12 protein-coding genes and 1 pseudogene are annotated in these 10,400 nt (G+C 65.6%); 4 read left to right on the top strand and 9 right to left on the bottom strand.

Annotated elements, in window-relative coordinates; all coding sequences use genetic code 11:
- Both CH290_RS30505 and CH290_RS05835 read left to right on the top strand, forming a co-directional pair.
- Positions 1 to 304: pseudogene (locus CH290_RS30505) on the top strand (HNH endonuclease signature motif containing protein); the annotation flags it as partial.
- A gap of 38 nt (positions 305 to 342) precedes the next feature.
- A complete protein-coding gene (locus tag CH290_RS05835) occupies positions 343 to 663 on the top strand; it encodes a hypothetical protein (RefSeq protein WP_033188633.1) in 321 nt (106 codons plus the stop codon).
- Here CH290_RS05835 and cds1 read toward each other — a convergent pair.
- The gene (gene cds1, locus CH290_RS05830; protein ID WP_020112508.1) at positions 654 to 1,742 is read right to left on the bottom strand and encodes an L-cysteine desulfhydrase Cds1; all 1,089 of its coding nucleotides are present in this window, start codon (positions 1,740 to 1,742) and stop codon (positions 654 to 656) included. The two genes, CH290_RS05835 and cds1, sit on opposite strands and share 10 nt — an antisense overlap.
- Positions 1,742 to 2,062 (bottom strand): DUF4229 domain-containing protein, encoded by a 321-nt coding sequence (locus tag CH290_RS05825; RefSeq protein WP_019666475.1) that lies wholly within the window; start codon positions 2,060 to 2,062, stop codon positions 1,742 to 1,744. The genes cds1 and CH290_RS05825 overlap by 1 nt, the downstream gene beginning before the upstream one ends.
- Before the next feature lie 242 nt (positions 2,063 to 2,304).
- Between CH290_RS05825 and CH290_RS05820 the strand changes: the two genes are divergently transcribed.
- Both CH290_RS05820 and CH290_RS05815 read left to right on the top strand, forming a co-directional pair.
- Positions 2,305 to 2,517: a BldC family transcriptional regulator gene (locus CH290_RS05820; protein WP_026348035.1), complete on the top strand. Its 213-nt coding sequence runs from the start codon at positions 2,305 to 2,307 to the stop codon at positions 2,515 to 2,517.
- Positions 2,518 to 2,637: 120 nt separating this feature from the next.
- The gene (locus CH290_RS05815; RefSeq protein WP_019666477.1) at positions 2,638 to 2,838 is read left to right on the top strand and encodes a hypothetical protein; all 201 of its coding nucleotides are present in this window, start codon (positions 2,638 to 2,640) and stop codon (positions 2,836 to 2,838) included.
- Between the two features lie 55 nt (positions 2,839 to 2,893).
- On the opposite strand, the gene CH290_RS05810 is transcribed toward CH290_RS05815, so the two are convergent.
- The 7 genes from CH290_RS05810 to hemL form a co-directional block, all read right to left on the bottom strand.
- Positions 2,894 to 4,291 carry a MinD/ParA family ATP-binding protein gene (locus tag CH290_RS05810; RefSeq protein ID WP_230620906.1) on the bottom strand — a complete coding sequence of 466 codons (1,398 nt, stop codon included), beginning with the start codon at positions 4,289 to 4,291 and terminating at the stop codon, positions 2,894 to 2,896.
- A gap of 122 nt (positions 4,292 to 4,413) precedes the next feature.
- Positions 4,414 to 5,385, bottom strand: coding sequence for a c-type cytochrome biogenesis protein CcsB (ccsB, locus tag CH290_RS05805; RefSeq protein ID WP_019666479.1), 972 nt, complete (start codon positions 5,383 to 5,385; stop codon positions 4,414 to 4,416).
- 3 nt (positions 5,386 to 5,388) lie between these two features.
- Positions 5,389 to 7,011, bottom strand: coding sequence for a cytochrome c biogenesis protein ResB (gene resB, locus CH290_RS05800; protein ID WP_033188635.1), 1,623 nt, complete (start codon positions 7,009 to 7,011; stop codon positions 5,389 to 5,391).
- Positions 7,008 to 7,826 carry a cytochrome c biogenesis CcdA family protein gene (locus CH290_RS05795; RefSeq protein WP_019666481.1) on the bottom strand — a complete coding sequence of 273 codons (819 nt, stop codon included), beginning with the start codon at positions 7,824 to 7,826 and terminating at the stop codon, positions 7,008 to 7,010. The genes resB and CH290_RS05795 overlap by 4 nt, the downstream gene beginning before the upstream one ends.
- Positions 7,823 to 8,416 (bottom strand): TlpA disulfide reductase family protein, encoded by a 594-nt coding sequence (locus CH290_RS05790; RefSeq protein WP_019666482.1) that lies wholly within the window; start codon positions 8,414 to 8,416, stop codon positions 7,823 to 7,825. Before CH290_RS05790 ends, CH290_RS05795 begins: the two co-directional genes overlap by 4 nt.
- On the bottom strand, positions 8,409 to 9,068 hold the full coding sequence (locus tag CH290_RS05785; RefSeq protein WP_019666483.1) for a histidine phosphatase family protein: 660 nt from the start codon (positions 9,066 to 9,068) through the stop codon (positions 8,409 to 8,411). Before CH290_RS05785 ends, CH290_RS05790 begins: the two co-directional genes overlap by 8 nt.
- Positions 9,065 to 10,387 (bottom strand): glutamate-1-semialdehyde 2,1-aminomutase, encoded by a 1,323-nt coding sequence (hemL, locus tag CH290_RS05780; protein WP_033188636.1) that lies wholly within the window; start codon positions 10,385 to 10,387, stop codon positions 9,065 to 9,067. The genes CH290_RS05785 and hemL overlap by 4 nt, the downstream gene beginning before the upstream one ends.
- Positions 10,388 to 10,400 lie beyond the last annotated feature (13 nt).

Here is a 10,400-nt window from a genome sequence, read left to right as displayed (position 1 = left end):
CGCCGGCGGCATCATCCTCTGGACCCACACCACCGGCACCCGCACCCTCACCTTCCCCGAACTCGGATGCCCCACCACCGCACGCACCCGCCGACACCGGCGACCCGTCCCCGAACCCGACATCACCACACCCACCTGGTGGGAACAACACATGTCCCCCACCACACCCGAACCCACCACCGCAGACCTCCGACACGCACCCACCGACACCGCCCGCACCCGAATCCGGCTCCTCCGCCGAAAACTACGACAACACAAAACCATCCAACACCTCCGCGAACGAAAGAAACCACCACCCTTCTGATCGGCCGCGGACGGAACACGAGCATCTAGTCTGAAGGTATGGCTCGGAAGAACTCGACGACTTCATCACTCGCTACCTCGGCTCTGGCGGCCGCAGGCCTGCTGGGCGGCTTCGCTGTTGCGCAACAGACCAAGAATCGACAACTCGGCGGCGCTGTGTTGGCAGCTGTGGGTGTGGCGAGCACCGCGTCATGGAATGCGGCTGCCGGTCCCAAGGTCGCGGGTGCGCTGTTGACGACGTACCTCGTCGGCTTCGGCGCATCGCACCCCTTGGCCAAGAAAATCGGAGCGTGGCCGGCGGTGAGCGTTGCAGCCGGAGCCACCGCGGCAGCGTCACTGGTGCTGACGCGTCAGGGCTGAAACTCGCCCGTTCGTACGAAGCGTTCCAACACCTCGGTCGGCCCGGCCAGATCCATGCCCTGCGACGCAACCCAGGCGTCGTCGAAGTACGTATTGGCGTAACGCTCACCGCCGTCGCACAGCAGGGTGACGACGCTGCCGGATCTGCCGGCCGCAATCATCTCCGCGATGACGCCGAATGCACCCCAGATGTTGGTGCCGGTAGAGCCTCCGACGCTTTTCCCGAGGGCCGTCGATGCGTGCCGCGCAGCGGCTACCGAGGCGGCGTCGGGTACCGCGATCATTCTGTCGATGACCTGTCCGACGAAGGACGGCTCGACGATGGGACGGCCGATGCCCTCGATGCGCGACGGCTTTCCGGTGGAGAAGTCGGCACGGCCGGTCTCGTAGCCACCGATGAAGGCGGAGTTCTCGGGATCGACGACGGCCAGTCGGGTGGAGTGGCGTCGGTATCGGATGTACCGACCGATCGTTGCGCTGGTTCCGCCTGTGCCCGCCCCGACGACGATCCACGTCGGGATCGGCGATTCCTCGTGGGTGAGTTGATCGAAGATCGATTCCGCGATGTTGTTGTTTCCGCGCCAGTCGGTTGCGCGCTCCGCGTGGGTGAACTGGTCCATGTAGTGGCAGTCCGGCTCCGCTGCGAGTCGGTGCGCCTCGGTGTACATGGCGGAAGGATCGTCGACGAAATGGCAACGACCCCCGTGTGATTCGATCAGTGCAACCTTCGTCGGCGACGTACTGCGCGGCATTACTGCGACGAACTCGAGGCCGAGCAGGCGCGCGAAATACGCTTCGCTGACGGCGGTGGATCCCGACGAGGCTTCGATGACCGTGGTGTTCTCGGTGACCCATCCGTTGCAGATCGCGTACAGGAACAGCGAGCGCGCCAGGCGATGCTTGAGGCTGCCGGTGATGTGCGTCGACTCGTCCTTGAGGTAGAGCTGCACTCCCCATGCCGCGGGAAGTGGGTACCGCAGCAGATGTGTGTCGGCCGATCGTTGAGCGTCGGCGTCGATGAGGCGTACCGCGTTGTCGACCCAGTCGCGGGCCTCGGAACGGTCGACGACCTTGGTCACTACTTGCCGTCCTCGCCGCGCAGCTTCGCCTGAAGGTCGGCCCGGGCACGGCGACGGCCCTCGTCGACGCCGGCGATCGACTCGTTGACGCGGATCCGCAGGGACTTGAACAGCACGAGCGAGAGGGGCAGCGAGATCAATACGGCGAACACCGCGGCGACCAGTACGGGGATCTCGACGCCCACGAGCAGCCCGACTCCGACGATCACGGCGGCGATCACGAGGACCAGAAGCAGACGCGCTCCGCTGTAGATCGCGACGTCTCGCAGGAGGCGTCCTTTGGTCGCGGTGGGCTCGGGTGGTGTGTTGCGTTCGTTCACGGCCTTCAGGCTACCCGCCCTTCGACCTGCGGTTGGACCCGCTGCAACGTCGCATATCGGACAGCCGGACTTGACCGATTTGTCTATTACCTCCCCTTTACCTTCTTTAGATCAGTCGAGTACCTAGGGGTTCGAGTGCCACCATGGTGCTCGAACACGAATTTGCTCCATCCACTGTCCGGTTCGTGACCCGCCTTCGGGCCGGGCCTACCGGACACCGCACGCAGGAGGACACGACCAAGATGAGCGCACCAACACTGCACAAGGCTCAGGATTCACTGCTCACACCGGGGCAGGTAGCGGCGCTCTTCCATGTGGATCCGAAGACGGTCACCCGTTGGGCGCATGCCGGTCGTCTGGGATCGTTGCGTACGCCGGGCGGTCACCGCCGGTTCCGCGAGGCCGAGGTCATGCAGCTTCTGTCGTCTCTGACCACCGAGGCCGCTCACCACTGACCCCGTAGACCGACTACCGACGCCAGGTCGAACACAAGTGCATATTCTCAGGAACTTGCGAACCGCGTTGGGGTGCACACCGCATCCCAACGCGGTTACGCTGGTCTAAGGAGGTGCGTCGTGATCTATCTTTTGGCGTTGATCGGTTTGGTGGCAGTCATCGTCCTGTTCTGGAAGGCCTTCGGTCCGACTGCGCAGGCTCCGGCTGGACGGACCGTCGGTCCGGATGACGACCCGGAGTTCCTGTGGCGTATGAACCGAGATGTTCGACGGTCGGGCACGGACAGTCAGGACACGGGCAAAACCGAACCTACAGAATGAAGTACAGCAGCCCGCCTCACGAGGCGGGCTGTTCCGTTCGCCCCTTCGGGTGCGCCTAGCGCGTCCTCGACTCGTTCGCGCGCTGAAGATCTTCCGGCCGGTTGCTGGGAAATCCCGACGCCACCGCCGCCGCCAATTCCAGCAGCGCGGCGCGAGTTCCGCTTTTCAACCTGTTCAAGTCGATCTCGGCGCCTTCCTCGAGGTGTGGGTCGAACGGGATCAACACAACCTGACGGCAGCGTTGCTCGAAGTGCTCGACGACCTTGCCCAGATCTACTTTGCCTGCTCGCGGCCGAACTGCGTTGACCACCGCGACAGATGAGCGGACCAACTCGCTGTGTCCGTGCGCGTCGAGCCAGTCGAGTGTCGCCGACGCGCTGCGGGCGCCGTCCACGGACCCGGAGCTGACCACGACCAGCGCGTCCGAGCCGGCGAGGATGCTGTTCATTGCCGAATGCATGAGCCCGGTACCGCAGTCGGTGAGCACGATGCTGTAGAACTTCTCGAGCAGTTCCACCGCGGTGTCGTAGTCCTGGCCGCTGAACGCCTCGGACACGGCGGGGTCGGTGTCCGACGCGAGCACCTCGAGACGGTGCGCATTCTGTGAGGTGTATGCCCGTACGTCGCTGTAGCGACTCAAATCGTCGATGTCCCGCAGCATGTTTCGAACCGTCGCGGGCGTCTCCAGCGGTACCTTCTGGCTGAGTGTTCCGCGGTCCGGGTTGGCGTCGACGGCAATGACGCGGTCCCCGCGAATGGATGCGAACGTCGACCCGAGCGATGCCGTCGTCGTCGTTTTGCCGACGCCGCCCTTGAGGCTGAGTACCGAAATGCGATAGCAGCCGACGAGATGGCGCTCCGCCTGCCGAGAGAGCCGGGCCAGACGCTCGTCGCGGTGGCTGTTGCCGAGATTGACCCGCCGCAGCGTCACGTCGTAGACCCACTTCCGCCACCCGGACACAGGCGGCGGCGAAACCTGCCTCACGAGAAGGGCATTGGTCAGATCCGACGCCGACGCCGACGCGACCGGTGGCAACTGCCCCTGCGTTCCGAGGTCCGGTGGAGTCGGCCTGGGTTCTGCAGTGGCACGGCCTTCTGTGCTCGCACGGCCGTAGGTGGTCGATTCGGGCGGCATCGGGACCGGGGTCGAGCGAAATCCCCCGGTTCTGGGCCCACTACTCGCAGGCTCGACAGACGACCCAGCCTCGTCGGCCGAACTGGACTTCGCCGCCGGCTCTGCTTTAGCTGGAGCCGCTGATTTTTCCGGAGCTGCTGTTGTCGCCTTCTCGGTCGGAGCTTCGGCGCGACGCTGCCAGGGCGAGGCGTCCGGTACGTCAGGTTTCGGGGATGCCCCGGTCCCGGCCTCCGGCGGTGGCGCGGCGGGTGCGCCGTCGTCCTCCCCCGGCTCTGCCGGACGTACCGGCTGCCACGAACTCATCTGCCACTCGGCCATGGCGTTTCCCCCCATCATCCGACTCCCCAGTCGGAGGGTGCGCGCCCCCGGCGCACCCGTCACAGCCGGACGTTACCAGCTGAGCCTGCGACCTCTCGCCCGCGACCGATGCGCCCTATCGGCTAGTTGAGCCCTGCGTAGGAGTGCAGTCCCGAGACCACCATGTTGATGATGAAGAGGTTGAACAGCATGGCTGCGAACCCGGTGATGTTGATCCAGGCAGCGCGGGTGTTGCGCCATCCCGATGTTGCGCGGGCGTGCAGGTATGCGGCGTAGATGATCCAGGTGATGAAGGACATCGTCTCCTTGGGGTCCCAACCCCAGAAACGGCCCCAGGCTGCTTCGGCCCAGATGGCGCCCAGGATGACGCCTGCACCGAAGAGTGGGAACGCGACGATGGTGGTCTTGTACGCGAGTCGGTCGAGCGCCTGGGCGTCGGGGAGCCTGGACGCGAAGCGACCCCAGAAGCTGCTGCTCTCGTCGCCCGCGGGTTGCTTCATGCGGAGCAGGAACAGCAGGCTGGCGACGCCGGAGACCAGGAAGATACCGCTGCCGACGCTGACGATGGTGACGTGGATGGGCAGCCAGAACGAGCGAAGCGCAGGCACGACAGGTGCTGCGTCGGCGTACAACTTGGTCGCGGCCATGAACATGAGGACGATGATCGGCGCGAGGACGAACACGAGCATCGGTCGCATCGTCTTCTTGCGCAGCAACAGGATCGAGGTGAGCGCTGCGGCGGCGGTCGCCATGGTCACGAACTCGTACATGTTGCCGAGTGGGAACCGGTGTGTGGCGAAGCCGCGCAGTACGACGGATGCCACGTGGAGCACGAGCGCCAGGATCAGCAGAGCGAAGCCCATGCCTGCCAGACGCTCCGACAGTGGACGCTTGGGGGTCTCGACGACACGTCCCGGTACGCCCGCCCCGAGTGGAGTGGGGGCACCGCTGCCGACGAGCTCGCGTGCCTGGACCTTGGTGGCCCGCTGCGAGGCGTACTGCGCGATGAGCAGAACGAACGCGAGGACGTAGATGGTGAACGCGGATTCGAAGGACCAGTCGCTGTACTGCGAGAGCGTCTCGTTGATCGGCATCGGTCAGTTCTCCTGCTTGTCTGTGTTCACTGTCTTGACTTCGCCGATCAGCCGCTCACACAACCGGTCGAATTCTTCTCCCCAGCCCGCCTGATCGGTTCGGGCGAGTCCACCGAGTTCTACTACAGTACGTCGTGAGTCCGGATCCGTGTGCAGCCGGACCCAGACTCGGCGTCGTTTGATCACCAACGACACGAGCAGTCCGCCCATCATCGTCAGTGCGAAGACCAGCACCCAGTTCTGTGCTGGATCATGCGATACCTGCAGGTTGACGAACTCTTCTGCGCCGTCGAAGCGGACGTTGGTGCCGTCGGACAGGGTCGAGGACTCCCCTGGCTTCAAGTTGACCCGGTCCTGCTTGACGAGCCTGCCCTGGTTGACCATTTCCTGGTTGAGGGAGAACAACGACTGCGGGTATCCGGTGTCGAGGCCGGTGTCACCTTTGTAGATGTCGATCGCGACGGCGGGATCCGTCATCGCCGGGTAGCTCGACGACAGCAGGTTTCCGTGGAAGAACGCCGTCGGCGCGAACAGACCTTCGATTGCGATCTGATTCTTGCGACGCTCGGTTGCTTCCGGGTACAGGCCGCCGGGAGGGTCGATTCGCAGGACTCCGCTGGAGAGGAACGTGGTGGCGTCGGTCGGTTGCCACTGGATCGTCTCGGTGCGTGTCTCGCCGTTCGGGAACGTCACGGTGAACGTCGGTGCGTATCCGTGGCCCTGCAGGTAGACACGGTCGCCTGCGACGCGGAGCGGGTGGTTGACCTGGAGGATGTCGTCGCGCCAGGTGTTGCTCGCCAGGTCTTCGCCTGCCTGGTACTCGATGTTCGACGTGAACATCTCGGCCTGACCGTTCTCGAGGTAGTCGGCCTTGAAGTCCTTGACGCGGATGCACAGGGGCTCGAGGCCGGTGCCGTCGACGAGTTGGCCGGCGCGGAAACCGTCGTAGATGGCGGGCGTCGTACTGCAGAAGCCCGGTCCGTCGTTGGCGATGACGACGACGTTGCCTTCGTATCCGAGCAGCTTCCCCAGGGCGATGGCGGCGAGAAGTCCGACGAGCGAAAGGTGGAAGACGAGGTTGCCGAACTCGCGGAAGTATCCCTTCTCGGCGGACAGCGTCACCTCGCCGGTGCCACCGGTGCGCTGCGCGACGCGCCACCCACGCAACTGCGCCTTCACCTTCGCCGCGGTGTCCTCGGCGGATTCGTCGGACACGTACCGGCGGTGGTGAGGCAGACGCGACAGGTTGCGCGGCGTCGGGACGGGCTTGGTGCGGAGAGCTTTGGCGTGTTCGACGCATCGCGGCACGATGCAGCCGATCAGCGAGATGAACAGCAGCGCGTAGATCGCGGTGAACCAGAAACTGGAGAAGACGTCGAACAGTTCGAGCCTGTCCATCCACGGACCGAGCGTCGGCCTGGCTGCGATGTACTCGTCGACCTTGCCGGAGTTGAGGCTGCGCTGCGGAACCAGAGCGCCGGGGATCGCGGCGAAGGCCAGCAGGAACAGCAGCACCAGGGCGGTGCGCATGCTCGTCAGCGATCTCCAGGTGTTGCGCACCAACGCGAGCGCACGCCCGGGTAGCGACTGCTTCTGCGGTGCGACGCGAGTGTCGAGGTCGGTCATATCGGCAGCACCACGTCGGACACGAAGGCGTCGCGAACCCAGCTCACGAACACGTCCCACGCACCCGTGACGAGTGCAATTCCTACTGCTATCAACATGATTCCGCCGAACACCTGTATCTGTCGTGCATGGGTGCGAAGCCAGCCGACTCCGCGTAGAGCGCTTGCCGAGCCGAACGCGAGGATCACGAACGGCAGGCCTAGGCCGAGGCAGTAGGCGACGATCAGCGCGACACCGCGCACTGCCGTCGCACCTTCGGTTCCCGCGGCCAGGGAGATGACGCTCGCCAACGTCGGTCCGAGGCACGGCGTCCATCCGAGGGCGAACACTCCGCCCAGCAACGGAGCGCCGAACAGGCTGCCGACCCGGCGTGGTTCGAATCTGACGTCGCGTTGCAGTGCCGGTACCAGACCGATGAACACCAGGCCCATCGCGATGGTGACGACCCCGCCGATGCGCATCAGCAGTTCACGGTTGACCGACAACACCGAGATCGCCCCGAACACCGTGGCCGTCGCGAGGACGAAGACGACGGTGAATCCGAGGACGAACAAGCCCGCGGCGCCCGCGACCCGCAGCTTGCTGGCCGTGCGCACCTTCGTCGTCGACGCTTCCGCCGCGGTGACGGCAGGCGCATCGGCACCGACCACGCCCGCCAGGTAGGACAGGTAACCGGGAACGAGAGGTACGACGCACGGCGACGCGAACGAGACGAGGCCGGCGAGAATGCAGACACCGAACGCGAGAACGAGCGGCCCGGAAGCCGCCGTGGTCTGGAACGTCTCGCCTATGCCTGCGGCGTACAACTCGATCACTGGCTTTCCGTCTCCTCGCCTGCAATCCGCTCGACGACGGGTTGCAGGTCCTCGGCGAGCAGCTCACGCAGGTACACCGCCGCCACGCGGTGCTGCTTGTCCAACACGATGGTCGTCGGGACGACCGATGTGGGGATGCCGCCGAGGGCGGTGAGGGTGCGCATCGGAGGGTCGTAGATGGACGGGTAGGTCACCTTGTTGTCGATGACGAAGTCCTGCGCCTTGTCCTGCGCGTTGTCACGGACGTTGATGCCGAGGAACTGGACGCCGAGGTCCTTGGTGTTCTCGAACACCTCTTCGAGATCGTCGGCTTCACCGCGACACGGTCCGCACCACTGGCCCCACACGTTCAGTACGACGGCCTGGCCCTCGAAGTCCGCGAGCGACGTCGTCTTTCCGTCTTCCATCAGGTCGGGGCCGGACAGTTCGCCGATGGTGCCGCGATCCGACGGGGGGTCGTAGAAGATCTCGGTCTGGCCGCCGGGTGAGACGAAGTCGAAGGTTCCGCCGGTCGCGACCGCGTCGGTACCCGTCGCGCAGCCTGCGGTGACTGCGACGACGGCCAGAGCCGAAGCGAGTACCTTACGCACCGGTGACTCGTGGATCGCTGGCGCCCGCGGGCTCGGAGTAGACGATGTCGACGAGCGTGTCTCCCTCGTAGACAAGGGAAGTCAGCGACGCGAGACCGCACTGACGGTGCCGCGGGTCGTGCCACAGACGCTCACCCTGCAGGAATCGACGCAGGGTCCAGACGGGGAGCTGGTGACTGACGACAACGGCTTCGTGGCCGACGGCTGCGACGCGAGCGGCGTTCACTGCGGCCAGCATCCGGTGCGCGATCTGCAGGTACGGCTCACCCCACGACGGCGTGAACGGGTCCCGCAGTTTCCACCAGTGCCGTGGCCTGCGCAGTGCCCCGTCGCCGACGGCGACCCGGAGGCCTTCGAACTCGTTTCCTGCCTCGATGAGGTTGTCGTCGGTGGCGATGTCGAGTCCGTGCGCCTTCGCGATCGGACCTGCCGTCTCCTGCGCCCGCTGCAGCGGGGACGCGATGACGGCGGTGATGTCGTGTCCGGCAAGCGCATTCGCCACAGCTGTCGCCTGCGTCTGCCCCTTCACCGACAGCCGGAACCCGGGGAGGCGTCCATAGAGGATGCCCTTGGGGTTGTGGACCTCACCGTGCCGCAACACGTGGACGATGGTGCGCGTCGTCTGATGCGGATGCGCCTCCGGTGTACTCACTTGGTTCCTGCTTCGGCTCGGGCCGCTGCACGTGCGGCGTGGGGAAGGGCGTCGGCGATCTTCTCGAACGCGGCGTCGTCGAGGGCAGCGGAGACGAACCAGGCTTCGAATGCGCTCGGCGGCGGGTAGACCCCGCGCGCGAGCAGTGCGTGGAAGAAGTCGGGGTATCGCCACGTCTCGGCTGCTTTCGCGCCTGCGTAGTCGGTGACGGGCCCGTCGGAGAAGAACACGCTCACCAGTGTGCCTGCGAACTGGACGTGGTGACGAACGCCTTCGGCGGTCAGGGCATCACCGAGCAGCCCGCCGAGTCGCTCCGCGTTGTTCTGCAGCTTCTCGTAGACGGACGCGTCGGCCAGTTGCAGGCTCGCGAGACCGGCCGCGACGGCGACGGGATTACCGGACAGGGTGCCTGCCTGATAGACGGGACCGGCCGGTGCGAGGTAGGCCATGACGTCGGCGCGCCCACCGAAGGCTGCGGCCGGTAGTCCACCGCTCATGACCTTGCCGAAGGTGTACAGATCGCCCGCGACGCCGTCGATGCCGTACCAGCCCGCTGCGCTCACGCGGAAGCCCGTCATCACCTCGTCCATGATGAGCAGTGCGCCGTTGTCCGTGGCTAGGCGTCGTAGCCCCTCGTTGAAGCCGAGGACCGGTGGAACTGCGCCCATGTTGCCCGCGGCGGCCTCGGTGATGATGCACGCGATCTGGCCGGCATTCTCGGCGAAGGCGTGCTCCACCGCGGCGAGGTCGTTGTAGGGCACGACGATGGTGTCCGACGCCTGTGCCCCAGTCACCCCGGGAGAGGTGGGCAGGCCGAAAGTGGCGAGACCGGACCCGGCGTCGGCGAGAAGCGCGTCGACGTGGCCGTGGTAGCAGCCGGAGAACTTGACGATCTTGGTGCGCCCGGTGAAACCACGGGCGAGGCGGACGGCGCTCATGGTCGCCTCTGTGCCGGAATTCACAAGCCGAACCTGGTCGACGGGGCCGACGCGGCGCACGATTTCTTCCGCAAGTGCGATTTCCCGCTCGGTCGGAGCGCCGAACGACAGACCGGTTTTCGCGGCCTTCTGCACGGCCTCCACGACGACCGGATGAGCATGCCCGTGAATCATCGGGCCCCACGACGAGATCAGGTCGACGTACGAGTTCCCGTCGGCGTCGATCATGGTGTATCCGCTGGCCTCGGTGATGAAGCGCGGCGTACCGCCGACCGAGTGGAACGCACGAACCGGGGAGTTCACCCCACCCGGGATCACTGCGCTCGCGCGCTCGAAGAGCTGGGCAGATACGGGTGCGTCGTCGCCGGGAGAAACAGTCACGACCCCCAGTGTC

It is taken from the genome of Rhodococcus sp. 06-156-4 (genome assembly GCF_002259345.1).
GTDB classification, from domain to species: Bacteria; Actinomycetota; Actinomycetes; order Mycobacteriales; family Mycobacteriaceae; genus Rhodococcoides; species Rhodococcoides fascians_E.
This window is presented reverse-complemented; position numbering and strand designations above follow the sequence as displayed.

Bases quoted from the DNA above. Each gene is read 5' to 3' on its own strand.
- CH290_RS05820 (WP_026348035.1), top strand. From the start codon at position 2,305: ATGAGCGCACCAACACTGCACAAGGCTCAGGATTCACTGCTCACACCG.
- CH290_RS05835 (WP_033188633.1), top strand. From the start codon at position 343: ATGGCTCGGAAGAACTCGACGACTTCATCACTCGCTACCTCGGCTCTG.
- ccsB (WP_019666479.1), bottom strand. From the start codon at position 5,385: ATGCCGATCAACGAGACGCTCTCGCAGTACAGCGACTGGTCCTTCGAA.
- resB (WP_033188635.1), bottom strand. From the start codon at position 7,011: ATGACCGACCTCGACACTCGCGTCGCACCGCAGAAGCAGTCGCTACCC.
- CH290_RS05810 (WP_230620906.1), bottom strand. From the start codon at position 4,291: ATGGCCGAGTGGCAGATGAGTTCGTGGCAGCCGGTACGTCCGGCAGAG.